Origin of the sequence: Alicyclobacillus sp. ALC3, assembly GCF_028751195.1 — a bacterium.
Classification (GTDB): domain Bacteria; phylum Bacillota; class Bacilli; order Alicyclobacillales; family Alicyclobacillaceae; genus Alicyclobacillus_L.
Genome location: NZ_CP066784.1, coordinates 1,418,295 through 1,443,740, shown reverse-complemented (window position 1 = coordinate 1,443,740; position 25,446 = coordinate 1,418,295). Strand labels below are relative to the sequence as shown.

26 protein-coding genes are annotated in these 25,446 nt (G+C 52.1%); 7 read left to right on the top strand and 19 right to left on the bottom strand.

The window, feature by feature from the left end; all coding sequences use genetic code 11:
* Positions 1-15 precede the first annotated feature (15 nt).
* The 10 genes from JC200_RS06880 to yczE form a co-directional block, all read right to left on the bottom strand.
* Positions 16-642, bottom strand: coding sequence for a ubiquitin-conjugating enzyme family protein (locus JC200_RS06880; protein WP_274435499.1), 627 nt, complete (start codon positions 640-642; stop codon positions 16-18).
* Positions 643-747: 105 nt separating this feature from the next.
* Complete coding sequence (locus JC200_RS06875) at positions 748-1,968, bottom strand: winged helix-turn-helix domain-containing protein (protein WP_274435498.1); 1,221 nt, start codon at positions 1,966-1,968, stop codon at positions 748-750.
* Positions 1,969-2,022: 54 nt separating this feature from the next.
* Positions 2,023-3,129 (bottom strand): threonine aldolase family protein, encoded by a 1,107-nt coding sequence (locus JC200_RS06870; protein ID WP_274435497.1) that lies wholly within the window; start codon positions 3,127-3,129, stop codon positions 2,023-2,025.
* Between the two features lie 131 nt (positions 3,130-3,260).
* Positions 3,261-4,064: an ABC transporter permease gene (locus JC200_RS06865; protein ID WP_274435496.1), complete on the bottom strand. Its 804-nt coding sequence runs from the start codon at positions 4,062-4,064 to the stop codon at positions 3,261-3,263.
* Positions 4,061-4,966, bottom strand: a complete 906-nt coding sequence (locus JC200_RS06860; RefSeq protein ID WP_274435493.1) for an ABC transporter ATP-binding protein — start codon at positions 4,964-4,966, stop codon at positions 4,061-4,063. Before JC200_RS06860 ends, JC200_RS06865 begins: the two co-directional genes overlap by 4 nt.
* A complete protein-coding gene (locus tag JC200_RS06855) occupies positions 4,966-5,157 on the bottom strand; it encodes a PLDc N-terminal domain-containing protein (RefSeq protein WP_274435492.1) in 192 nt (63 codons plus the stop codon). The genes JC200_RS06860 and JC200_RS06855 overlap by 1 nt, the downstream gene beginning before the upstream one ends.
* A gap of 57 nt (positions 5,158-5,214) precedes the next feature.
* A complete protein-coding gene (locus JC200_RS06850) occupies positions 5,215-5,439 on the bottom strand; it encodes a sigmaY antisigma factor component (protein WP_274435491.1) in 225 nt (74 codons plus the stop codon).
* Complete coding sequence (locus JC200_RS06845; protein WP_274435489.1) at positions 5,439-5,924, bottom strand: YxlC family protein; 486 nt, start codon at positions 5,922-5,924, stop codon at positions 5,439-5,441. The genes JC200_RS06850 and JC200_RS06845 overlap by 1 nt, the downstream gene beginning before the upstream one ends.
* A complete protein-coding gene (sigY, locus tag JC200_RS06840) occupies positions 5,878-6,444 on the bottom strand; it encodes an RNA polymerase sigma factor SigY (RefSeq protein WP_274435487.1) in 567 nt (188 codons plus the stop codon). Before sigY ends, JC200_RS06845 begins: the two co-directional genes overlap by 47 nt.
* Positions 6,445-6,604: 160 nt before the next feature.
* The gene (gene yczE, locus JC200_RS06835) at positions 6,605-7,291 is read right to left on the bottom strand and encodes a membrane protein YczE (RefSeq protein WP_274435485.1); all 687 of its coding nucleotides are present in this window, start codon (positions 7,289-7,291) and stop codon (positions 6,605-6,607) included.
* A gap of 127 nt (positions 7,292-7,418) precedes the next feature.
* Between yczE and JC200_RS06830 the strand changes: the two genes are divergently transcribed.
* Entirely contained in the window at positions 7,419-8,828 is a 1,410-nt protein-coding gene (locus JC200_RS06830; protein ID WP_274435484.1) for an aminotransferase-like domain-containing protein, read from the top strand.
* A gap of 28 nt (positions 8,829-8,856) precedes the next feature.
* Positions 8,857-9,795, top strand: coding sequence for a GNAT family N-acetyltransferase (locus JC200_RS06825; RefSeq protein WP_274435483.1), 939 nt, complete (start codon positions 8,857-8,859; stop codon positions 9,793-9,795).
* A 29-nt stretch (positions 9,796-9,824) separates the two neighbouring features.
* Here the strand turns inward: JC200_RS06825 and JC200_RS06820 are convergent, their stop codons facing one another.
* Genes JC200_RS06820 through JC200_RS06810 form a run of 3 tightly spaced genes read right to left on the bottom strand, consistent with a single transcriptional unit; the run spans position 9,825 to position 13,724 of the window.
* Positions 9,825-10,907 (bottom strand): GerAB/ArcD/ProY family transporter, encoded by a 1,083-nt coding sequence (locus JC200_RS06820; RefSeq protein ID WP_274435482.1) that lies wholly within the window; start codon positions 10,905-10,907, stop codon positions 9,825-9,827.
* Between the two features lie 33 nt (positions 10,908-10,940).
* Complete coding sequence (locus JC200_RS06815) at positions 10,941-12,155, bottom strand: Ger(x)C family spore germination protein (protein WP_274435481.1); 1,215 nt, start codon at positions 12,153-12,155, stop codon at positions 10,941-10,943.
* A gap of 33 nt (positions 12,156-12,188) precedes the next feature.
* The gene (locus tag JC200_RS06810) at positions 12,189-13,724 is read right to left on the bottom strand and encodes a spore germination protein (protein WP_274435480.1); all 1,536 of its coding nucleotides are present in this window, start codon (positions 13,722-13,724) and stop codon (positions 12,189-12,191) included.
* A 298-nt stretch (positions 13,725-14,022) separates the two neighbouring features.
* On the opposite strand from JC200_RS06810, the gene JC200_RS06805 reads away from it, so the two are divergent.
* Entirely contained in the window at positions 14,023-14,982 is a 960-nt protein-coding gene (locus JC200_RS06805; protein ID WP_274435479.1) for a ring-cleaving dioxygenase, read from the top strand.
* A gap of 301 nt (positions 14,983-15,283) precedes the next feature.
* On the opposite strand, the gene JC200_RS06800 is transcribed toward JC200_RS06805, so the two are convergent.
* Positions 15,284-15,730: an Lrp/AsnC family transcriptional regulator gene (locus JC200_RS06800; protein ID WP_274435478.1), complete on the bottom strand. Its 447-nt coding sequence runs from the start codon at positions 15,728-15,730 to the stop codon at positions 15,284-15,286.
* 144 nt (positions 15,731-15,874) lie between these two features.
* Between JC200_RS06800 and JC200_RS06795 the strand changes: the two genes are divergently transcribed.
* The 4 genes from JC200_RS06795 to JC200_RS06780 all read left to right on the top strand — a co-directional run bounded on the left by JC200_RS06795 (position 15,875) and on the right by JC200_RS06780 (position 19,558).
* Positions 15,875-17,185 (top strand): APC family permease, encoded by a 1,311-nt coding sequence (locus JC200_RS06795; RefSeq protein WP_274435477.1) that lies wholly within the window; start codon positions 15,875-15,877, stop codon positions 17,183-17,185.
* Positions 17,186-17,213: 28 nt separating this feature from the next.
* Positions 17,214-17,741 (top strand): YfiT family bacillithiol transferase, encoded by a 528-nt coding sequence (locus tag JC200_RS06790; protein ID WP_274435476.1) that lies wholly within the window; start codon positions 17,214-17,216, stop codon positions 17,739-17,741.
* A gap of 180 nt (positions 17,742-17,921) precedes the next feature.
* Positions 17,922-18,260 (top strand): ArsR/SmtB family transcription factor, encoded by a 339-nt coding sequence (locus JC200_RS06785; protein ID WP_274435475.1) that lies wholly within the window; start codon positions 17,922-17,924, stop codon positions 18,258-18,260.
* A 5-nt stretch (positions 18,261-18,265) separates the two neighbouring features.
* A complete protein-coding gene (locus JC200_RS06780) occupies positions 18,266-19,558 on the top strand; it encodes an arsenic transporter (protein WP_443111875.1) in 1,293 nt (430 codons plus the stop codon).
* Here the strand turns inward: JC200_RS06780 and JC200_RS06775 are convergent.
* The 5 genes from JC200_RS06775 to JC200_RS06755 form a co-directional block, all read right to left on the bottom strand.
* Positions 19,512-20,105, bottom strand: coding sequence for a manganese efflux pump MntP (locus JC200_RS06775; RefSeq protein WP_274435471.1), 594 nt, complete (start codon positions 20,103-20,105; stop codon positions 19,512-19,514). The two genes, JC200_RS06780 and JC200_RS06775, sit on opposite strands and share 47 nt — an antisense overlap.
* Before the next feature lie 72 nt (positions 20,106-20,177).
* Positions 20,178-21,995, bottom strand: a complete 1,818-nt coding sequence (recQ, locus tag JC200_RS06770) for a DNA helicase RecQ (RefSeq protein ID WP_274435469.1) — start codon at positions 21,993-21,995, stop codon at positions 20,178-20,180.
* 91 nt (positions 21,996-22,086) lie between these two features.
* Positions 22,087-22,986, bottom strand: coding sequence for a carbohydrate ABC transporter permease (locus JC200_RS06765; RefSeq protein ID WP_274435468.1), 900 nt, complete (start codon positions 22,984-22,986; stop codon positions 22,087-22,089).
* Positions 22,986-23,993 (bottom strand): carbohydrate ABC transporter permease, encoded by a 1,008-nt coding sequence (locus tag JC200_RS06760; RefSeq protein ID WP_274435467.1) that lies wholly within the window; start codon positions 23,991-23,993, stop codon positions 22,986-22,988. Before JC200_RS06760 ends, JC200_RS06765 begins: the two co-directional genes overlap by 1 nt.
* A 74-nt stretch (positions 23,994-24,067) precedes the next feature.
* Positions 24,068-25,402: an extracellular solute-binding protein gene (locus JC200_RS06755; protein ID WP_274435465.1), complete on the bottom strand. Its 1,335-nt coding sequence runs from the start codon at positions 25,400-25,402 to the stop codon at positions 24,068-24,070.
* Positions 25,403-25,446 lie beyond the last annotated feature (44 nt).

The window sequence follows — 25,446 nt, the reverse complement described above, 5'->3', positions numbered from 1 at the left end:
ATACTGTCGACTTTGTCAGCTGTTCCCTGAATTCATCCAGTCTAGCAGGGCATTTCTAACCTCTTCAATGTCCTCCTGAATTATTTGGCGGCGCAGTTCTCGATCTATTTTGTCTTGTGCGCTCCCAACTATCCAATCGTTTAAAAAGGCTCGAAAACCGTGTGTGTCTGACGGGCTTGTTGGGCGGAATTCCCCTATATCACTGCTGCTGAAGTAGTCCCAATCTACGTATTTTTCCAGAATGAACACCAAATATGTCCCCGGTTCAATGAGCTTATATGTTTTATATCTTCCCGGTTCAATGAGCTTAAATCGGAACGGGTCTTGGACGAACTCATCCTGGTTTTCTAGGTGGAACTCAAAGTTTTCTGCGGCGTTTCTGACCAGCTCGTTTTGGTCGTCAATCAAAGGTTCTAAGTGTTTTTGAAACTCGAGATAATTCAATTGACCATCTATCCAATCTTCCACTCTCGCTGCAATCTCTTTACTGGATGGTTCAAAATGCGTATCGCTAACAAAAATGTCACGGTATTTGAGCCAAAATCTCGGGTATACGGGTCCGCCTCTTCGCTGGATGCGATATAAGTCGAATTTTCCATATGAGCGAAGCAGTGTCTTGTCCCAAACCGATGTTTTGTCCATGAACACTCCTCCGATGTAGGTCGCCTCAACCGCATAAGCAGGTCAGCCGAATAGGTTTCAACGAACCCTCAATCACCAAGGAAGGACACCTTCGACGGTGTTGTTCTATGTGTCCGCGCTTCCTGCCGAGTGAGCTCCGACGACCTCGTTTACCCCGTGGAAGCGGGCAAACCTGTCGAGCGCCACCTCGAGGGACTTTGACAACTTTTGCGTCCTTTTGATGTTTGGCTCAAGGTACAACCCCTCAACGACCAAAGCGCCTTGCTTCCGGTCGAGTCGCGGGTCGATGCGCCCAATCAGCTCGTCTCCTGCGAGAATCGGCATGGTGTAATAGCCGTACTGTCTTTTTACAGCGGGGGTGTAGACTTCCCACTTGTAGTCGAACGAAAACAAATCCACCACACGGCTCCGACGCCACAACAGGTTGTCAAGCGGCGGCAGAAATCTGATAGCGCGCCCCGCAACTGCCACGGACCTCGGTACTCTGATGTCCGAAAACGGCTCCAGGTCGCCTCGCAAGTCCATTTCCATCCGTTGCAGCGCATCGACATCTTCGGCCAGCACATAGTAGGGTGTACGACACTCGGCTACAGCGAGCGGAACCACTTTGCCCTGGCTCACGTAGCTCTCGAGTATGCGGCTGCGTTCTTGTGCCTTCCAGTGCGACCAACCAAAGCGGGCATCACTGGCGTCCAACACCCGGTAAGCCCGCATGTACTTTTCGAGCAGCAACCGCTGTGCATCCGCAGTTTCAATCACCCTGGATTGCTGCCACACATCCTCCGGAAGAGAGTTCCGGGAAATATCGAAAAACCGCGTGTTTCCGTCACGCTTCACAACCCGTATGATTCCTGTGTCGTTCAGGAGATTCAACACATGCGAGGTCGCTTTCGTTTTCGCCACCTGGTTGTCCCAGTAACCGTGTACCTTGTCGGCGCTCGTGAAAGCATTGGCCGGCAAAGCCCCTTCACTCTCCAACCGGTGGAGGACGAGGCCGACCACATCCTGATATTTGTCGATCTCGCTTTGCAACCCAGTCTGGTGACGCCGCCGGATGGGTTCTACCAGCGCGTAGTCCGCCATGGGTAGCACGCAAGCTGCGTTTGCAATGTACTCGAAGACCTTTCGCGTTTCGAGCAGTTGGTTCAAGAGCTTCGGCCGATAACCGGGGATACGGGCAGCAAGTACAAGGTGTTGGTTGCGTTCTACAGCCGCCACCGGATCAATCTGTACACACTCTAGCGCGGAAATGACTGCCAGCACATCGTCAGGGCTTGGGCGCTGAGATGTTGCCTCAAACCCTGGTACTAGCTGCGAGCGTTGCAAGAGAAGCTTCCGAACAGCTGTCTGACTGCATTGTAGAGGGGCGCTCATAGATGACTACGCATGCGATTCATTGCCCTTTGCCAATTCTGAATTGAGGAGCGTGAAGGCCTGCGCCAGAGTATTGGGCGGGATTTTGTCGTATGCATCTCCGACACTGACTTCAAAGGAACACTTGTCTTCCTCCGTGGCGCGAAGGTTGCCCGTAAAGCCAACGCCGGTTTCGTTGCAGAGACGGATGAGAACCTGTTCCACTGCCTCTGCCGGCGCATCCACATGGACATGGAACATGTTGCTGACAGGGATGTGGGGAAGTGTCGATACCCGCTTGCAACCGTTGAACATTTCACTCAGTTCCTTGGCTTTGTGATAATAGTGCCCCATTCTGCTGACGCGGAGGTCAAAATAGTAATTGGCAGTAAGAATGTAGGGATAGAGACTGATGAGGTCCCCGCCATGACGTCGCTTCCACACCCGCGCCTGACTTGTGAAAGCACTGTCTCCCGCCAGGATGGCACCTGCCACACCGCCGATGCCCTTGTAGAATGAGACATAGACGCTGTCGAACAACCTGCACACTTCTGCAGCCGTCTTGTTGTAATACGGGAGGACTTCAAACAGCCTTGCGCCATCTAGGTGAAGTCTGATGTTGTGGCTCCTGCAGTACTGAGAAATGGCTTCAAGTGTCGCAAATTCGGGCAACTGTCCGCCAATCTCTCGTTGCGGCAACTCCAGTAGCACACACGAGACGTCGTCCTTCATGCCAACCACGTCGTCAAGTTCAATCAAGCGGTTTGCATCCGCAAGCAGTATCGGACGAATCTGATGCAGTTCCTTTAAACCGTCTTCCTCGTGAATTTCTAAATGGCACAGGGGATGATAAGCCACTCGATGGACACCCGTTTCGTCGCACCAAATGCGCAGAGCAATTTGTTGCGCCATGGTCCCACTCGGAAAGAACACCGCCGTGTCCTTACCCAAATACCGAGCCAGCTTTTCTTCAAAGGCTTCAATAACTTTGCCTTTGCCGTACATGTCGCTTTCCGACTCATCACTCACATCTGCAAGGGCGTCTTTCAGCACTTGAACGGTTCTTCTGCCATGCCCCGCAATCTGATAGCGAGATTGTTTATACGCGCGCTGTAACCCATTCTCGTCTGGCATGATTGTCCTTCTCTCCAACAACAGTGTGTAACCTCATGATAGCTCATTCGTCATTGCGGAACACCTTGAACCATATCCACAGTGCTGGCACCCGGACTAAGTTACATCGCACGAGCCTGCGCCTTCTCGCTTTAGACAGAAGTGGACGTCTCAAAGGTGCGCCGTTTAAACAAACTGATGGCCAGCGCAATTAGAATTGCGATGATGAGCGTTGTCAATCCGAGCGACTCTATCAAAGCCCCACCATTGCGCGCGATGTTAATACCTTTCGACATCATCAGTAAGCTAACCGCGTGCGATGGCAATCCGCCTGGGCTCCAGGGCCACTTGAGGACACCGGCAACCACTGAGAATGCGGCTGCTACTGTCAGCGTAATCCCAGCGTTGGCAATGGCGGAGTTCATGAGGACGCTAAACCACAACGTGATGGTCACGATAAGCTGTAGCCACACGAGGTACACGGCTGCCGATTGCACGACTGTCCCAATACCGAGCCAACCGATTAGTTGTAGCGTGTAGTACCACGCCGCAAGGTCGCCAAGAACGAGGGCCACGGTAGTCAGACAGAGAGCGCTGAGCCACTTTGCGAGTATATAAGCCGTGTATGAAACCGGTTTGACCATCACCAAGTCAAGCACGCCGTGTTGTCGCTCGTTTGAGACACTGCCCATGAAGGCAAGGACTAGGACCAGTAACCCGAGGACGCCGTATTGGGACTGTGCTTGGGCGAAAACTGCGCCAGGCGAAGGCGTTGGGATATGGATGACCGTTCCAGCCGGTAGCCCGCCGGACAGTTTGAGAATTTGCGGCATGAAGTGCGTACTCACGGGTTGCATGGCCCCGAGCAGAACAAACACGAGCGGCAACCAGACCAACCTACGGCTGTTCCACGCCTCCCGCATCTCTTTGCGAAGTACAATTCCGAGTTGGCTCATGAGGACACCGCCTCCATGAACAAGTCTTCAAGCGTGTTGCGGCCTAGTTCCAGTCGGAGAACAGGAACTCCCTCAGACAACAGGACTTGAAGCAAGGGTGCTCGAACACTTGACACGTCTTGTACGGTGAGCGTGACAGATGTTCCAAACCCTTCTATGCGCTTTACTCCAGGAACCTTCGCGAATTGACCGTACCAGGGTTCAAGACGGACTGAGGCTGTAATTTGCACTCTCGGGCTGTGATTTCGTTGTTGAATGTCATCGAGAGCGCCGGAAACAACAAGTTCACCTCGACGAAGGATGAGCACGTCGTCGCTGATTTCCTCAGCATCATGCAGTACGTGAGTCGAGTAGAGAATGGTTGTTTGAGTGCGGAGGTCTTCCATTAACTCGAGAATTTGGCGACGGCCTACCGGATCGAGTGCAGATACCGGCTCATCAAGAATGAGCAGTTGCGGGTCGTGGACCAGTGCCTGACAGATGCCGAGCCGCTGGCGCATCCCGCCTGAATATCCTCGGATGGGTCGCTTTGCTGCGGTTTCCAGGCCGAGGCGGGACAAGAGTTCTGTGCTTTTGTCCTTTGCGGCCCTTTGCGAGAGTCCAGCGAGCCTTCCAACATACACGAGGAATTCAGACCCGCTCATCCATTCGTGGAATCCGGGGTTTTGAGGTAAATAACCCAGGTGTTGCCTCATATCAGTGGCAAGCTGCCCAGCGAAGTAAATGTCACCTCGTGTTGGCCGAACGAGTCCCGCCAGCATCTTTAGCGCGGTTGTTTTTCCAGCTCCGTTTGGTCCAATCAAAGCAACGCAGCGGCCTGTTTCGATAGTGAAGGAAACACCGCGTACAGCCTCCGTTTGTCCGAACGATTTGCCAAGGTTATGGACTTCGAGCAGAGCCATCAGCGGTTCTTCCTCCCGAACACAAAGTACAGCACGGGTCCGATGATCTCGATGACAATGATAACGATAATCCACAGCCACTTCGGACCGTTTGTGGCCTCGGCTCGAATGCAGTCCACTAAAGCGACAATCAACAAGAGGAGTTCCACAAATGCTATGGGTAAAATCACGCTGATTGGAATACCGGCCATTTTTCTCACTCCAATTTGTCGAGATTGGGAGATGCCTTGTAGCTGTTAAAATGGCGGTTAGTCAGTGTCCTTCGCAGGACGGCGAAACGACATCCACACCTTGCGTACAACCAACAAGTAGACGACGGTGGGGATGGGCGCCTGCACAAGTCCCCAGAGCCCCCACAACCATGGCCATCTGCTCCGCGTTTTGGCGTCCATAAACAACCAGATGCCTTGGACGAGTAACACGAGGATGACAGGGAGCAGTTCAGACCAAGTTAAGTGTCCGGGTGTATGCATCAGGACGTCTCCTCTCGGAAGCGCTGCAAGACGAAACCAACTGGTAGAGCGAGCAATGAGAGAGTAGAAACCGCAATCAGAAGAAAGACAAACACATGCGGGCTATAGGTCATACAGAAGGTCCATCCCATCATGACGAGCAAGGCAACACCAAGAAACACCAGCACGTCTCTTCGAGTGCGCCTCTGTTCATGAGACTGCGTGTCCACCACGAGTTGTCGGAACTGCTCCAACTCTGGCTCCTTGGCAGGTAGCAGGGTTTGCAGTGCGTCTAGACTCTGCACGAGTTGTAGCGCAAATGCGTCGCTCGAGGTGGACGGCGCTCCATCGTTGCGATTTGCCATCAAGCCTGCGTTATCGTCGTGCATTTCCGCCGCAGGCGGTCTGTCTTCAAGGGCCCGCTGATGGTCATTGTCAAGATTGCGCCAAGGATTCCCTTTATGAGGTGTGGTGTTCTCCGCCTTGCGTGGACAACGCTGCTTCATCTTCACCCCACTCCTTTCGAAGTGCCTTTAGACCGCTGTGTACGCGTGATTTGACCGTTCCTTCATGCAAGGTTAGCATCTGTGCAATCTCGTCGTAGCTGTAACCATAGTAATGTTTGAGAATCACGGCAGCCCGCGTTTGGCTTGGCAGTCTCGCGAGCGCGTCGAGGAGAGCAGACCAGTCCGCTTGATTCGTCCGTGCTTGCCAACGCAGTTCGCGGCTGACATCACTTTCTGTCAGCAGTGATTTTTCGAGTTGCCTCCTTCGGCGTTCATCCAAGTAGAGCCGCGTACCAATCGTCATTAACCACGACGTAAACTTGCTTTTCACGGTATTATACGAGCGGATCTTTTGAATGGCTCGAATCATTGTTTCTTGTGTTAGGTCTTCCGCCGTTTGCCTATGCAGTGTCAATTGCAGAAGGTACTTGAACACAAACAAATAGTGCTCGTGAAGCAGCTGCGCCAGTGCATCAGTGTCACCGCCCTGCGCCGCGGTGATTTTCTCCAATTCATTCATGGATTCGCCTGCCATCTATGCGATGTTTGACTGGACATGGATTATACGAACCAAAGGTAACTTTCGTTCACCGCATCTTGATGTTTTTTATCAAGTGTGCCGTAAAACCCCTTGATTCATCTATGGGGATATCAGACGTTGCCATTTGGCGAAAGTCGCATTATTCTGATTGACCGCTCGGTGGGGGCGCTGGTATTGGAGAGTCTGCACCCTTGAGTGGATGCATGGTGAAGAGTGGGATGAAAATCTGTGCTAGAGGACCTATGGAAAGGGCGTAGAGAAGTGTTCCCCAGCCGACATTTCCGCCGAGCATCCAGCCCACGATAAGTACCGTTACTTCAATGGATGTGCGAACAAGCCGAATCGACAACCCGCGAGCGGCCAGACCGACCATCAGCCCGTCGCGCGGCCCAGGGCCGAGGCCTGCTCCGATGTACCAGCCCGTGGCCACGCCATTGAGACCGACACCAAGGAGGAGCACTGTGATGCGTACCGGTAGTGCAGTCGGAGGTGTAACGTTGGCAAGGACGAGGTCCATCACGCCCCCGACTACGAGCACGTTCAGGAGCGTGCCAAGGCCGGGCCGTTGCCTTAACGGGATCCACAGGAACAGGACGGCAATTCCGACGAGGATTGCCCAGGTCCCAATCGGGACTCCCGTGTGGAGAGCAATCCCCTGCTGGAAGACATCCCATGGGTCAATGCCAAGATGTGCCAGAACCAGCAACGAATCGCTGACGCCATAGAGCACAAGTCCTGCCAGGAGTTTCATCACGCGCCGCCACAGGCGATCTAGCGCGGTCGGTGGTACCAACCCCCGAATCATTGGCGTCAAAAAACGGACCATGAGAAGCCTCCTAACCTGCAACGCATTTGCTCGATATCGTGATACACGCTATTATAAAAACAATTGGCGTAGAATACACCAGCCAATTTGCGGGCTCAACGTCAGCCATTTTCGGAGGTGTGCGTGAATGAGCAACGGCCCACGAACCGTGCGGGAGTTGGTGGAATGGCTTGTGGCCAGCATTCACGAAGGTGTGTGGTTGCCCGCTACGCGCTTGCCCCCGGAACGCAGTCTCGCGCAGCAATTTGGGCTTAACCGCAGCACCGTGGCCGCTGCCTACGTTGAATTGCAGGCGCGAGGTCTCGTCGACCGCAGACAAGGTAGCGGTACGTATGTGCGTGGCGATCTCTGGGGCATAACCCCGGATTGGCCGCGCTACCTGGAGCAGGCAGCATTCAGGCCGCTGGCACCACTTGCCCGGCAAATCGTGGAGACGCGCCAACGGGCTGACATTCTAGACTTCTCGGACGGTAACATTGGGCCGGACATCTGGCCTGTGGACAATATGCAGCGCCTGCTTTCCGACGTTCATCTGAACGCGGCACTTGGCACCGGCCATCCACTTGGATCGCCAGCCTTGCGTGAAGCGGTAAGCCTTGACATGAAACGACATTTGGATACACAAGTTGATCCCGAATCCGTCTTAATCACGGCGGGCGCTCAGCAGGCGCTCTACCTCGTGGCTAGGGGTCTCCTGCGTCCCGGCGACTCCATCGCGATCGAAAAGCCATCCTTTTACTATTCGCAGGCGCTCTTTCAATCGTGTGGTGTGCGACTTTTGCCAATCCCGATGGATGGAGAAGGCGTCTTACCAGACGCACTCAAGGAACTTGTGCGCACTCACCGGCCGGCGATGGTGTGGCTGAATCCCACCTACCACAATCCTACCGGGGCGACACTAAACATCGAGCGACGCCGAGCCGTCGTGGCACTCTGCAATGCATGGAACCTACCGATTGTCGAGGACGATGCCTTCACGCACCTGCAGGTCGCTGGCACGCCAAAGGTGCCACCGCTCCTGTTCCGGCTTGCTGAGCAATCATCAGTTCTGTACATAGGCAGTCTCTCCAAGGTCGTCGCACCAGGCCTGCGCATCGGCTGGGTCGTGGGACCGCGGGCGATTATTGACCGACTCGCTGAGATTCGCAGCCAGATCGACGCGGAGACGCCCGGTCTCATGCAGGCGCTCGCAGCCACTCTCCTTCTCAGCCCGGGGTGGCAGAGTCACCTTCAAGCCGTGTCGCAGGTTTTGAGGCAACGCCGTGACGCTTTTAATCGCTCGCTCAGTGCATTGGCCGGGCTGGGCATCACGTGGACACTTCCAGCGGGTGGACTCCACTTTTGGCTGCGGTTCGGCGCGTCGATGCCGGACCAATTGCGCCTGGAACGAGCCGTGATGTCCGGAGTTATGTACGCCCCAGGTCGCCTGTATGGGGCCGAGGACGGTTTTGCCCGGCTCAACTATGTGCGGATGCCTCCCGCACAAGCTGCGGTCGGTCTTTCCAGGCTGGCAGATGCCATCACCACCAGTCCATAGCGAAGCACTAATTTAGGGGGATAACCAGTTGAAAATCACAAGACTTAGTGAATGCACTTTTGAGCAGGCAATCCAGGTGTGGAACAAGGGGTTTGAAGGATACTTCGCAGACGTGACGATGTCACTTGACGGTTTTATCGCACGGCTGTCAGCGGTCGGGTTGTCCGCGGAAGGCTCTATCGTGGCATGGGAGAACAATCAACCTGTAGGGTTTATTCTGAATGGTTTTCGTACTGTTCGTGGTGTCAAAATTGCCTGGAATGGTGGAACAGGGGTCGATCCTCAGTTTCGTGGCACCGGGTATGGGCGACGGATGATGGAAGCCTGTTTGGACGTGTACAAGGAGCACGACGTCGATATCGCTTACCTAGAGGCCATCGCGCAAAATACCCCAGCTATTGCCCTGTATGAACGAATGGGATATCGGGTTGTGGACCACTTGACGTTCTTCACGCACACTGGGCCGCTGCCCAATGACGCGTTCCGGCTAAAGGGCGATGGAGAGTCCAACAACGGTCTTACGAAGTCTGATGAGGGTGTCGGGCAGGTTGTCAGGGGACTACCTCAACAAGTCGCCCAGCTACCATTTTATCAGGCCTTTTCATCTTGGCAGACACAGTGGCAGAGCGTAAGCGGGGGGCAAGCTGTAATTCTGCTGGACAGCAAGGGAGATGCAATGGCTTACGCACTGTATAAGAGCATGCTCAACGACGCCGGAGAGGTCTCTGCGATTTCTCTACTGCAGTGCGCCACTCGCGAGGATATTGCGGACCAGGCAAGCGTCATCCGTCGCGTCTGCTGTGAGGTCTATGGACCTTTTGACCTCTCTTGCACCCGTTCAACCGTGAACACACCAGCGTCCGGTCAAGTGCTTGTAAAGGTCCTTGAAGAGGGTGGATTTACGCCGCGAGCACAGCAAGTGATGATGCAAATGGATTTGTCCGACGGTCTACGTATCAACTCCTAGGTTGACAGCGTATCGAACTTCGTAGCATCTTATGCATCGCGGCGTTTACGCATCCCCGCGATGGCCAAGAGCAGTGGGATACCGACGAGGTTGGCGGGTAATGCCCATCGTACGAACACAGTTCTGCGGACGGTATCGCTTAATAGACCGATACCTGAGGTGACGGTCACGAGAAGAACGGCGCTCACGATGACGCCGACCGCCACTTTCCTCCAGTCACCTACATTCCACAACTCGGCAATACCGTAACTCATTAGGAACAACGGTGTTGCAATTGCAATAGTCCAAGCAAATGTCCATATGAAAATACCCACGGCATCTATATTTTGTATGAAATCAAGAATAGTGACGGCCTTGATGAAGTTCACGAACGGAAGTGTGAGCATTGATGCTAGTTGTGGACCGAGGAACAGCAATACGGTAGTCGTCGCAAACACCAGCCATACAGCCATGGTCCCAGTTGCCCACAGTACGCGAGACTGCGTCTGTTGTGGCCGCGACAAAAAGGGTGTAAGCATCAACAGCATCATGGCAGGTTCAGACATGTAGGCCGTGACGGGCACGCTTCCACGCAGAATATTGACCCAGCCTGAGTCGGCATAGACTGGCTGAAGGTTGCGCCAGTCAAACACTTGTGGCATAAGAAAGAGCGGAAGAAACATGCCAACCAAAAACAGCAATCCCGTGGCTTCTCCGAATCGACCAATGGAGACGATTCCCTTCTGCAACGTCACATACAGCACGATACCCGCCATCAATGTGGTCACGAGCCAAAGCGGTGTGTTGGGTAGCACCGTAACGTATACATAATCCGCCCAGTCTCTCAGGTCCCTGGATACCATCAGAAACCAAACGAAGAAATAGGGAAGTACAATCAGCGTCCCCATCCATTTCCCACACACGCGGCGACTAAATCCGACTAAGCTTCTGTCGCCGAACACGAGACTGAGCCGCGCAATTAAGTGCGTGATCAATAGGGTCACGCCTCCAGAGACTGTGACTACAATCCACGCGTCTTGCTTGGCCATCTTGAATGCTGGATTCATCGCAACATAGTTCAGAGTGGAACAGTTCACGATAATCCAAAACAGCTGAGAGCTAGAAATTTTCACATTTACTCCACCCTACTCAAGTGACGGACCACATTAGGCATTTTCATCGTTGCCAACGTAACCGGGTCCCCTTTGCCCTTGGTGCCGTATGGAAAGTTTGACTTTAACGTCGGTCTTCAACTGTCTGAATTGCTCATCCCATTGCCCTCTTAGGCCTCGCCATGGATACGGGTAGCGGCGATGGATATCTTCGCCAAAGCCGAAGATGTCTGTTCCATAATTTTGCTGAACCTCTGCGATGACTCGACGCGTTTGTCCCGCGATACTCTCTTCAAACCGTCGCTGCACGTAGTGCAAGTTCTGAGGCTGTGAGAGATCCAGACTGGAGTTGTTCTCTATGACAAGTCCAGTCCCTGATAGGCTGACTCTTACGAGTATTGTCCCATGCTGGAGGAGGGAGTCGATGTGCCGATGCACATGCTGTAGGTGCAACGTGACAGTTCCTTGTCCCTCAGGCATGTATACGGTCAGTGACTCTCTCGCAAGTTGACCGGCTACCCAAGCCGCCGTGTCCGCCTGTTGATCGGTCAGGAAGCCAGCCAACCGACCGTGCTTGTCAAAAAGAGCGATGTCACGTATGTAGAATGGCGCTTCTGTCGGTGAAGGCTCTCCGGTGCTTGAACTTCTCGCCGAAGACGACGCGCTGCGCGGTTCGATTGCGAGCGCCAGCGGACGCTGCCCGTCTTTCAAACTCTCTGCAGCGAAAAATCGGAGGTTCGCGGCCTTTTCCTTAAAGTCCCCAAATCGAATGGTCCGTACGGCGGACAGTGTGGCGGTTCCATCAAGGAATGTCGTACCTTTCAGAAATTCAGCACCGTCGGCACCCTTGACGACCAGGATGTAAGTGCGCAGGTTGCTGTCAGGATTTCTGCCAAACTCGTCTAGTAAGGTCTTGAAACCTCGTTTTGCCATCGGCTCGCCAACAAACCAAGCCAAGCGGTGAGAGAGATAGGTCTTTCTAGACACCTGTTGCTGGAGTCTCGCCATTGCATCGGATATATTGGCTCCGGTAGCCGACTTGACGATATCCGTCCTCGCCCCGAGTTGCTTCCCTTCGGCCATCGCCGACGGTACAAGGATTTGTCCGCTGAGACGCACGCGCCCCTTCGGAGCGGCATCTACTGCCGAGCCCACCCATAACGCACGTTGATTGGGTTCCACCATATCCCAGCAGCCTGTGGTCAAACACATGCATGTTGTTAGTACAAACAAGGAATAGACAGTCCGACGCAAGGAGTGTAAGGTCACGAGTGACTCCCAGTTCTCTGACCGACCCGGAATTTAAGCACCGTCCGAACCCCGCCTTCCCCGCTGAAGCCAATTGTTCTTCCACCGGGGTGTCCGAATAACCACGTCCCTCAAATGGAACAAAACGACTGGAGCAACAGGGGTAAAGAATGGTGTGCCGAATGACTCAAGCGTAACAAGGTGAATGAGAATCGCCGCTAGCCCAATTGATAGTCCGTACACACCGAACAGTGCAGCAAGAATAAGTAGTACAAATCGGAGCATTCGAAAAGGTATGCCGAAGCTGTAACGAGGAATGGCGTAAGATGCAATCCCGGTCATAGCCACAACGATGACGATTGGCGCTGATACCAAGTTTGCCCGTACAGCGGCCTCTCCGACCACGAGAGCACCGACGATACTGACCAACGGGCCCATTTGCCCTGGCAACCGCACACCAGCTTCTTGCAGACCCTCGAAAATAATCTCCATCATCGTTGTTTCAATCACGGTCGGAAACGGAGATAATTCGCGAGCAGTTGCGATGCTTGCCATCAATCGATCGGGAAGCAACTGCGGGTTGTATGTGGTCAGTGCCACATAGATGCTAGGCAGCGTAAGGGAGACAAACGTCATGGCGTACCTCACCCAGCGTCTCAAAACTGCGTATTCCCAACGTTCATAATGGTCGTCGGCGGCCTGTAGTCCCCCCCAAAATGTCATGGGAACTATGAGAACAAACGGACTTCCGTCACAGACGATGATGACCCGTCCCTCAATAAGGCTGGAAGCTGCCACATCTGGCCGTTCTGTGTTCTGGACCTGAGGAAACGGTGACCAGGTGGAATCCTGTATATACTCTTCAATGTAACCGCTTGCCAGGACACTCTGGATGGAGCTGTTGCGAATGCGCCGACGGACCTCTTGGACAACTGACCCGTCAGCGACACCTTCTATATAGACAATCACAAGATCTGTCTGGGTTAGATCGCCGACGGTAGATGACTCCATTTTCAAATCAGGATTGGCGATGATTCTCCGGAGCAGTGCGGTGTTGACCCGTAGTGATTCCGTAAAACCTTGTCGAGGTCCACGCAACACGGCTTCACTTTTAGGTTCTTCAATGGCGCGTTTTTCGAACCCTTGTACGGAGATTAACAAGGCTTCCTTGGAACCGTCGCTCAGTATCGCGGTACTCCCTTTTATGATGCCATGCACGACTTCTTCCAGGGTTTGCACAACTTCCGTCTGTGAAACTGCTACTAGTTGTCGAGAGAGCATCTCGTGGATATTGCGCAACCTTCCTACACCCTGGGGAACCCCTGTGAAAATCAGCGGTTGTAGGACAACTTGATCCAAAATTTTGGTATCCACTAGTCCGTCAATATAAACTATGAGTAACGATGGACCGGAGGCCATGGCTATCTCGCGGTAGACTAGGTCCGAACAGTTGTCGAAAGTAGCCTGCAACGCCGCCCGGCTGTTGGCCAACCGGTGACTGAGGACCGAATACATGGGTTCTTCTTTACGCCCGTATTTCTTGGGTTTATCCTGCACTCTACGGCGCAATATCGTCCTACGGTACACCATTCGCTCGCGACCTTTACGACTTCATGGGTATACGTTTCCCAAGAACTCGCTACTCAATGCGAAGAGGTGCAAGACACTTGGAAAGGATGAGCCTGAGGGTGTCGGTCCAAGACTGATGTACGTCTTAACCTTATTTAAGTATACCTATTGACGAAAAGTAAGTATAGATGTATTCTGAGTGTGAGATTTAACTTATTAAAAGTAAGTTAATGTAGCTGAGGAAGTTTCATGTGATGAGTTACGGTTTGCGACGCGAGTAGCGGTGCTCTCGCTAGCTAGTCCTGGGAGGGTGGTAAACGTGAGTCAGGGAATTTTGGGGATTCACCATATTACAGCAATGGCTGGCGTCGCTCAAAGGAATGTGGATTTCTACGTGGGTGTGCTTGGGCTTCGCATGGTAAAGAAGACGGTAAACTTTGATGCACCGGATGTGTACCACTTTTATTACGGAGACAAAGTTGGGAATCCTGGAACCGTCTTTACGTTCTTCCCATTTGGCGACGGTCCACGAGGAAGCGGCGGTGCCGGACAGGCTTCTGTTACATCATTTTCAATACGCTCAGAATCAGTTGATTACTGGGTGAAGCGACTGAAAGACCACAATGTTTCAGTCAGTGGTCCTACCGAGCGTTCAGGGCAAACACTCGTGATTTCGTTCCGAGATCCGGACGGGATTGCACTGGAACTAGTTGCACATGCGGGTGCGGCTGACAGGCCAGGTTGGCAAGAAGGTCCGGTGCCAAGCGAACACGCAATTCGCGGGTTTTATAGCGTTACAATTTTAGTGAAAAATCACAGGCTTACATCCTCATTACTCACGGAAGTGATGGGATTCCGACTGATTGAAGAGGACGAGGGCCGTTACCGTTATGAAATCGGCAATGGCGGACCTGGTACGATGATTGATGTGATTAGCCAGCAGGATGCCCGATACGGAACGCAGTCCATTGGGACCATTCACCACATTGCTTGGCGCGTGACGAACGAAGATGAGTTGGTTCATTGGCAAACAAAGCTGATGGATGCAGGGATGCATGTGACGGAAGTTAAGGACCGCAATTACTTCAAGTCGGTTTACTTCCGTGAGCCAGGCGGCGTGTTATTCGAACTGGCAACCGATCCCCCTGGATTCGCGATTGATGAATCTGTTGAAGACTTGGGGGCGGATTTAAAGCTCCCGGATTGGTTTGAGTCGAATCGTGAAGCTATGGAGTCCCAGTTACCGCTGATTTACTTGCCGGTGATTGCGAGGTCATAAATGTATATTTGATTAACAAAATTATCCTTCTGCTTATTTGGATAGACGCGGTTTGGCGAATGTAGAACCCCCGCCGAAGCAACAGGCGGGGGACATGGAGGTAGCCCATGTGTATGAGTCACGTCCGCTGCCGTAACGGGTTGGCTCTCTTCGATGACGGCGGGATCATCCACAGTGAAGGTGCCTTGCCCTCGGAAGGTGGCCATGAAACCTTGCCGCTCAAGGCTTTGATAGGCCCGCATCATTGGCAGCGGTATTGTCTCTTGCAGTGCAGCCGTTCATCAGGAACCGAACAGCGAAGTCACGGGTGGCTCTTTGGCGGTATCATGGTTCTGGCGGTGACGGGCGATGAAAGAACAACTGACGTATTCACTCGTCCGTACGGAATCAATCGATCTACAAGTGCTTCAAGATGGCCCACGGAGGACACAGCAGCCTTCATGATGTAGCTGACCGCACCAGTAACTCTGTGACATTCCAAGACATCTGGTTCAGTGGCTATGAACGCCTCAAATTTGCGGCAGGGTACAGTCACCTGTCCCACTTCGATGAAAACCAGTAGGCCACGCCCCACACCAGCTGGAGATACAAGAGCTGCGAATCCCATGATAATGTTCCGTTCCTCTAAGCGTCGCAAACGTTCCGTTATGCTGGGGCGGCTGAGATTTAGCGCCTTCGATAAGTCGCTGAGGGTCATTCTTCCGTCTTGCTGTAGGAGCTCTAAAAGTTGGATATCAATTTGGTCCACTGCAACGACCTCCAATATGCAGGTGAAATTGTTACGACATATTCATGATGAATATAAAACCATCAATGTTCCTTCGTGATTATATGTGACTCTACAGATATCACCTGTATTCTGTCTATAGTACAGATTTCGGGAGGAAAATAAGTGACGGGGCACTTAAAAAGATCAATTTCTGTATGGCAAGGAATCGCATTGTATGTAGGAGCTGTGATTGGGTCAGGGATTCTAATTTTGCCGGGGATGACTGCAGGCATTGCCGGAACAAATGCATTGTTTTCTTGGGGAGCAATGATTCTCCTCAGCATTCCGCTTGCCTATACCTTTGCCTTTCTGGCTAGAGAGTATCCGAGTGCAGGTGGGATATCAACCTTTGTGGAACAGGCCTTTGGTCGATACGTAGGTGCACTCATCGGTTGGTTTTATTTTATTGCTGCAGCTGCTGGGCAGTTTATCGTACCGCTTACTGGTGGTATCTACGTGACCTTCGTCTTTCATGTACCAACAAGCATCGCCTTTCTCATCGCAGCCGTACTGTTGGTTGGTGCGCTTGTGAGCAATTACCTTGGACTAAGAACTAGCGGCAAGGTGCAATTAGCTACGAGTGGATTGATTGTCGTCGTTTTACTGGCAACGATTGTATTCGCCGTTCCATCTATGCATGCCAGCGCTCTGACACCGCATGTTTCAAGAGCGATGTTCAGGCCGATTGGCCGGGCAGCCATGCTCATCTTCTGGTCGTTCTTCGGGTGGGAGGCAATTGCAAGTCTTGCGCCGGAGTTCCATCATCCGAAGCGGGATGTGATGCGGGCCACTTGGGGTGCGGTCATTATTGTAGGTGTCTTGTATTTCGGGATTGTCTTAGCGGTCATTGGGACGCATTCTTATTCGGTGGGTGAACAAACGATAGCCCAGGCTATGAACAACGCATCGTTGGCTCAGGTGATGAAAGAAAGTATTGGTAAGAGTGGGGCCGAGGTGACGGCCGTGATTGCCTTAGTGATCTGCTTAGGGACGACAAATGCGTTTGTCGCAAGCATTAGTCGACTGGCGTACTCGCTTTCACATCGAAAGCTGGCACCTGCGTGGTTTGACCACATCAATGAGCAGCGACCCGCACCACAAAGGGCGGTACTGTTGGTGGGGGGGCTGGCAGGGAGCGGGCTTATCATTACGTATCTGTTCAATCTCAGTATGAGTAAGTTGGTGTACGTTCCGGACTCTCTTGGCATTGCCACATACATTCTCGGTACTGCGGCGGGTGTGCGTCTAATCCAATCACGGACTGGTAAGGCATGTGCATGCATTGCATGTATTCTGTGTATAGTTGCATATCCGTTCGTTGGGGTCTTTATCGAGATTCCCATTGTGGTGGCGGTGCTCTGCATTGGGTATGTGCTATGGAGAAGCAGATATGAACGAAAGACCGAGAACAATGTGGAGAAATTTCAGCGCTAGTATTATGCGAAGTGTAGGGGGTATAGAAATGGACGACTTCCGGTATCCAATTGGAAAATTCCAGAATCGCAATAAGATTTCTGCTGAACAAAGAGCGGACTGGGTCAAACAAATTGCAGAAGCGCCGACTGAGCTGCGGGTTGCAATACATGGATTGTCCTCAGAGCAATTGGATACGCCGTATCGCACTGGTGGATGGACTGTTCGCCAAGTGGTTCACCATTTACCAGACAGTCATATGAACAGCTATATCCGCTTCAAGCTGGCACTAACAGAAGACAAACCAATCATCAAGCCATATCAGGAAGAGCGATGGGCAGAATTAAATGATTATCGTGATACGCCTATAGAGGTTTCACTAATCCTTCTTGAGACGCTTCATCACAGGTGGGTAACCTTGCTTTCTAACTTGCAAGATGAGCAGTGCGTACGAACTTTTACGAACCCAGAGTCCGGGGACGTGTTGTCACTAGAAACAGCTCTTGGATTATACGCTTGGCACGGCAGACACCACGTTGCTCAGATCCGATCTTTGCGAAAGCGTATGGGTTGGTGAAAAGTTTTTCGCCTCCATTATGGAACGGTCACCATGGATATGAGATGAGGTTTGAGCCTCGGACGCCTGTCTTATCACGGCGTACTCTGTCACACCTGGACTATGTTGGCATGGCCGGTGCCGTGAGTCCTTGACGACTTAATAACAATATAGTTATAGTGTACGCGGGGTGAGGCTTACATGGATTTTGAAGGCCTAGCTGATATTTTGAAAGCACTCGCAGACCCAAAACGTTTAAAAGTCATTTCCTTGTTAAACATCCGCGACTGTTGTGTTTGTGAATTAGTTCCTTTGTTTGAGATTTCACAGCCTGCTGTCTCAAAGCACATGAGCCGACTCAAGAATGTCGGTCTTGTGAAGGAAAGCCGCAAAGGGATGTGGGTGTTTTATTCATTAAACAAAGCGCGGTTAGCAGAAGTGGGCGTATCTCTCAGCAATTTGCCTGACATGTCTAATGAATTGAATGAACTTCAGCAGAAAGGGTTACTTGTCCAGTGTGACAGTATGGTGAAACGATGACTTCCATGACATGGCTAGCAATCGGTGTGTTTGTCATTACGTTAGTATTCGTGATTTGGCAGCCGAAAGGCTTGTCAATTGGATGGAGCGCGCTAGGAGGCGCCGTCCTTGCCCTTTTGCTCCAAGTTGTGCATTTGAGCGACGTATGGTCTGTCACAAAAATCGTCTGGGATGCGACGCTGGCCTTTGTTGGGATTATTATCATCTCGACAATTCTTGATCAGATTGGATTTTTCGAGTGGGCTGCTCTTAAAATGGCGCACGCTGCAAAAGGCAATGGACGAAAGGTTTTTCTCTTTATCACCATCCTTGGGGCGATTGTAGCTGCATTCTTTGCGAATGATGGCGCTGCGCTGATTTTGACACCTATCGTGCTGGAAAAAATGAAATTATTGAAGTTTGACACGAAAAAAATGTTTCCCTTTATCTTAGCGAGTGGTTTCATCGCAGATACGACTTCGCTGCCGCTGATTGTAAGCAACCTGGTGAACATCGTATCGGCAGACTACTTTAGAGTGGGTTTTGTACGATACGCGTTCCACATGATTGTTCCCGACTTGTTCTCGTTTGGTGCGAGCCTTTTGATGCTGTACTTGTTCTTTCGCAAGGACATCCCCAAGGAATACAACCCGATTGACCTACCAGATGCGACACATGCAATCAAGCACAGGGGGATGTTCAAGACATCTTGGTTCATTCTTGCAGTGCTTTTGATCGGATACATCTTGACGGAGCTTTTGCATTTCCCAGTGTCTGCGGTCGCACTCGTCATTGCACTGGTCTTTCTCATTGCTGGCACGAAGACGAAAAGCATTGCTCCTTGGCAGACGATTAAGTCTGCACCGTGGGCAATTGTCGTGTTCTCCATTGGTATGTACGTGGTCGTGTATGGACTGAAAAATGTCGGACTGACCGATTTGCTTGGACACCTGATGCAGTGGTCGACACACGGGGGACTTTATGGTGGTACGTTGTTTACTGGGTTTGTAGCCGCAATTCTGTCGAGCATCATGAACAATATGCCGACAGTGATGATTGATGCACTGGCCATCCATTCCACAAATGCCACGGGTGTGATGCATCAAGCAATGGTATACGCCAATGTCATTGGCTGCGACTTGGGGCCTAAGATTACCCCAATTGGCTCGTTAGCAACTCTCTTGTGGTTACACGTTTTAAACCAAAGAGGTGTGAAGATTGGTTGGGGTCAATATTTCAAGACCGGAATTGTGCTCACAATCCCGACATTGTTTATAACACTATCCGGTCTATACTTGTGGCTATCGCTAGTTCATTGACTTTTAAAACAGCATCAATCAACATCCATACACCAAGCAACCCCAGCACAATGCCAGCCAACTTCTCTGCCCACTCGCCGAGGTACGGTTTCAATTTTGAACCGAAAGTGAGTCCAACAAGCGTAAAGACGAAGGCCTGCGAAGCAATTAGAGCTATCGTCAGAGTGATGGGAACACCGACAAGGCCGATGGAGAAACCCACGGCCAATTCATCTAAACTAATGCTTAAAGCCGTCAGGATTAGTGTCCATCCTACTAAATTCCGCTCCACTCTCGCTTGCCCGTCGTCCTCGTCTTCAAAGAAAACGAGCCACACAGCGACCGCTAACACTGCAAGGCCACCGATGAACGACGCCCAGTCTCCGATCAGCCGACCTGCACCCTTGCCGAATAGCAATCCGATTAAGGGCATAAGTGCTTCTGCACACGCAAATGTGATAGCGGTCTTGAATTTTCTTGTGGTCTGAGCAAACCCGAGTGATATAGACATCATCAGTGTATCCATACCAAGTGACAAAATCAGTGCCATCATTTTTAACGCGACCAAAGCAATCCTCCGTCTGTCCCTTCGTCATCGACCTAATGAATAGTCCCACTACGTACCTCTCGTCCAAGCCGATTATCCGGGTGAACCGACGTAGTTCTGTATAATCTCCAAAAACTGGCGGCCGTAGCGTTCAGCCTTGACCTCACCAATCCCTCTAATCCGCAGCAGCGACGCGCGGTCAGTGGGGCGCACCGACGCTAAGTCGCGCAACGTCGTGTCTGGGAAAATGACGTAGGGTGGAACGTGATCGGTCAAAGCGAGTTCACGGCGTAGTTCGCGAAGGAGTTCAAACAACCCGGTGTCAACATCGGCACTACCGGTGCGTGAAGCAGACCTTACCTGCAACACCTTCATCAACACAGTTGCTTCCCGTTTTAACACCGGTCCCGCTTTCGGAGAGAGTTGGAGGACTGGGTACTGTCCTTCACTCATGCGCAAATAGCCTTCCGTAATCAGAAAACGGACATAGCCTGTGACTACCTTGTCGGACAGTCCACGCATCAGCCCATAGGTCGACAGTGTATCCAATTTCGCATCAACGATTTTCTTTTCCTTGGAGCCCCTTAGAACTCCGACCACAACCTTGATTCCGTAACGTTCTCGCAGTCGGAGTACGCAGGACAGAACTTGTTGCGCCACGATGGTGATATCCTCAACATTAAAGGTTTGGTTACAGTTGCTACAACGCTGACAATCTGTCTCTGGTTCCTGTCCGAAATAGCGTAGAACGAAGGACTGTAGGCATTGCATGGTTTGACAATAATCCACCATGGCGTAGAGTTTCTTCAACTCAATCCGCTGCCTGTCTTCGCTTCCTACGCTCTGCTCAATTAGAAACTTCTGTACCCGAACGTCTTCCGGACTGTAGAGGAGAATGCATTCGCTCGGATCACCATCTCGTCCGGCACGGCCAGCTTCTTGGTAATAAGCCTCGATATTTTTTGGCATATTGTGATGGATCACGAACCGCACATTTGATTTGTCAATCCCCATGCCAAACGCGTTGGTGGCAATGATGACCTGAACATCATCGTAGAGAAACGCGTCTTGGCTGCGGGTGCGCTCGCGATCATCCATTCCGGCGTGGTAGCGCCCGACGGAATGCCCATTCTCCTGAAGGTACTGATAAAGGCTATCGACCTCTTTGCGGGTCGCCGCGTAAATAATTCCCGAGTCGCTGGGGTGCTGCCTCAAGTACTGAACGATATACTCTCGTCTGTCCCAGCCGGACAGTACAGACAACGATAAATTGTCTCGGCTGAACCCAGCGACGTAAACCTCGGGATCGACCAAATGCAAGGAGCGGACGATATCTCTCGTCACCTCCGGTGTCGCCGTGGCCGTGAGCGCTACTACAACGGGGCGTGCGTCGAGTTGTCCCAAGAACGGAGCGATTGCTTGATAACTTGGTCGGAAGTCATGACCCCACTGTGACAGACAATGCGCCTCATCCACCGCTACCAAGGACGGCTGGAGTTGATTCAGCCAACGCGCAAATGATTCGGATTCCAACCGTTCGGGCGAGACGTAGAGAAGTTTGTAGGCGCCACGCTCGGTTTCTCGAACACGCTGCCGCAGTTCCGCTACATCCAGTGTGCTGTTGATGAACGTCGCAGGGATGCCGATGGAAGTCAAGCCATCCACCTGGTCCTTCATCAGGGATACGAGAGGGGAAATGACGATCGTGATGGTGCCCATGACCATTGCAGGAATCTGATAGCAGATTGACTTTCCGCCGCCAGTGGGCATGATGGCGACCGTATCCTGTCCCTTGAGCACTGCCTGTATAATGTGTGCCTGACCCTTCCGAAATCCATCGTAGCCGAAATATTGCTGTAGAGTCTGCTCTGCAAGCTCCATCCGACATACATGGCTTGATTGGTTCAACATCATTCGACTCCTAACGTCTCGTGTACCTCTCCATCCGTCTATCATACCACCACGCGGGTGCGGAGACACTCGAGCCTTCGAGTCAACGTTATCACCCCTTCACGCTGCCAGCTGTCAGCCCACTGACGATGTACTTGCCGAACAAGATAAGAATGAGTACAGGGGGAATGGCTGTCAGAATTCCACCTGCCGCAATTTCGTTGTTCATATGGAGGTACTGGCCGTTCAGCGAATAGATGAAAAACGGCAGATTGTACGCGCTAGAGTTCGGTGCCAGTGTCAAAGGCAGGACAAAGTTATCCCACGAGGTCAGAAATGTAAGCAAGCCGGTCGCTAGAAGCCCAGGGGCGGTGAGCGGAAGGAGGATTTGCAACAGTGTCCGGATGCGCGATGCCCCGTCGACCATTCCGGCTTCCTCAAGGTCCTGTGGGATGGAATCGAAGTAAGCGCGCATAATCCAGATGACCAGACCCAGCGAAAATGAAGTATACACGATGATTAGGACCGTATTGGTGTCGTACAAGTGTAATGACCCCATGTAGGTCACGGTCAGCACGTAAAACGGGATGACCAAGGCGATCGCTGGTACAAGATTGGATGCCAGGAAACTCATCGTGATGATGTTCTTGCCTCGGATCCGCGCGCGCGAGAGCACGTAGGCTGCGGCCGTGCCAAGGACCAGGTTCAGCAAGGTAGTCACTCCGGCTGCAATGACCGAGTTGCGCAGCGCGTGTAAAAACCGAAAACTGACGCTGTCTTGACTGTAATGACTGAACATGATGGCGTAATTTTGAAGTGTAAAGGGATGAGGGATCCACGATATGGGGTAGGTCGTGGTTCCAATCAGTGTCTTGAAACTTGTGATGACAAGAAAGTACAAAGGTGCCAGGGTCCAGAGAAGAACGATGATCACAAGGGCATACACACCGACCCTCGACCATTTGATCCGTGATCCACTTCGTTGACTTTCACCGGCAACGGCGCTTTGCATTACAGTTCCTCCCTGTACATAGAGCGGATGTAGACAAACGAAATGAGGAGCGCAATGATGGCGATGATGAACGCGATGGCAGAGGCTGTACCAAAGTTGCCGAATTGGAACGCGTTCTCGTACACCGAAATCGAGAGCAGTGGCTCGGTGTACTGTTCCAGCGTATAAATCAAGGTAAATGCTCGTAGCAACTGCATCGTTCTTAAGATGAGGATGACCGTCAGAATGGGGCCTAGCAAGGGCAGAGTGATGGAGCGAAACTGCCGCCACGGGGAAGCGCCTTCGACGCGGGCTGCTTCATAGTAGTCGGACGGGATAGACTGCAATCCGGCTAAAACGAGCATCGCGACGAGCGGAAGGGTTTTCCACTCATCCCCGACAATCATGGCATTCATCGCGCCATTCATGCCAATCGCGGACAGCCCGTGCGAGAGCCAAGGAATGCGCGTCAATACCGCCGATACGTTCAGCCACACGATGGGTGAGTGAATCAGATGCAACCGCAGTAGAATGTCGTTGAGGGCGCCGTAGTTGTTTCCGTCGAAAATCATCCCCCACAGCATGGCGTTCACAATCGTGGGGATAGCCCATGGGATGAACACAATAACCCGAAAAAATTTCCGACCGCGAATCGGCTGGTTCATGAGAATTCCCAATCCGACGCCCACGGTAAGCTCTATACAGATGGAGACCAAGAAATAATAAAACGTTTCGCGAAACGCTTGCCAAAAGGCGGAACTGCGAAACAGGGCCAAGTAGTTTCCGAGCCCTACGAACTGGTTTTGGAGACTGCCCTTCCCACCTACCACCGTGACACTGACGTTGCCGAGGCTCATCCTGAACGCGAACACCATCGGAATGACCACGACGCCAATCAAGACGAGGATGGATGGGATGAGCAGGACATAAAACCAGAAGTAATCCCCGGTCAGCAGGGCAAATACGCGACTTCTCAGCCGCCTAGGATGTTCTGTGTTGGGGCCTGTTTGAACAGTTAAGGGTTCCATAACTCTCTCCTTAGAAGGTGTTTGTGAGGGAACGATTGCTCGTTCCCTCATCCTCTGGCGGTGTCAGTTTCTGATTACGCCTGAAGTGCGTTGATTTGCTGCACCATGTCGTTGGCCGCTTGTTGAACCGGAATGGTCCCAGCGATGGCTTCATGCAGGTACTGCTGGATGACACTGCTGACTGAAAGATAGTTGGCCACCTTCGGGCGGTTGTAGGTCGAGGCGACATTTTTTTGATAGACCTGATACCATGGATTGAGTTTTTGTTCCTGGCTGGAACTGGCGATGTTGCTCCAGACCGGCCACTGACTGTGCAGATGCTGAGACTGGATAGATGGAGATGTGGCGAACTGGATCCATTTCCACGCCCAGGGGATGACGTTTTTCGGTGTGTTCGCTGCGATTGCTAGACCCTGGAATCCGGAGACGCTAGCCGATCCGGTGGCGGTGTTCGTTCCGGGCTGTACTGGGAAGGCAGCGACTTGTCCTTGGCCGACAATCTTCGAAGAAGATGGACTCTGCATGAGTCCAGTTACATTGGTCCAGTTCGTGTTAAACGCCACCTGTCCTGAGACAAAGGCAGCGGCTGCTGTGTTTTCATCGGCGGTGAGGGAGTTTGGACTGACTAGTTTGTCCTTGTACAGCATGCGCATGAATTCCATTGCTTTGAGACCAGCGCCCTTGTTCATGACAGGCTTTCCGTTTTGGAACAAATTACCTCCATACTCGCCAGCAATCCGGACATAGTCGCAGACCAGTCCTTCTGCCTGTGTCCACGAATCTTCATACGGGTACTGCACGATGCCTTTGGATTTGAGGGCCTGCATCTGTGTTACCCATTGCTGCATGGTTGTCGGGGGGCCACTGAACCCAGCCTCCTGGAGCATCTTCTTGTTGTAGTAGAAATTCTGGAAGTTGGCCAGGAACGGCATCGCCATAATTTTGTTGTTGATCTCGAACCCGTTCCAAATTGAATTTGGAATGGCGTTTTTGTTGCTGATGTTCTGGTTGACGTACGAGTTGAGCGGGATGGTGTAGCCTTTAGAAGCAAATTCTGCAGTCCAGATGAGGTCGGACAAGACAACGTCGTACTGCGCGGTCGGGGCCGATGCTGAAGTCAAAATCGCGCTGTGCATCTGTGCGTAGGGAAGGAATGTGAAATGGATTTTGACGTTCGGGTACTTCTTCTCAAACTGGTTTCCCATCTGGTGCAGCACCTGCGTTGTGTAGCCAGCCTGATTCATGTACAACACGTTGAGCGTAACGGCTTTGCTCGAACTTGAGGTTTGCGTGTTGTTTGCGTTTGCATTACTGCTGGTGTTGGTCGAACCACCGTTGCCACATCCAACGACCAAAGCTGTCACACCGATGAAACTTGCGACGACACCGATTAATCTCTTTTGGCGCATTTCACGAAATCCCCCTTGAGATTTGATGAAGAGCTACATCATGC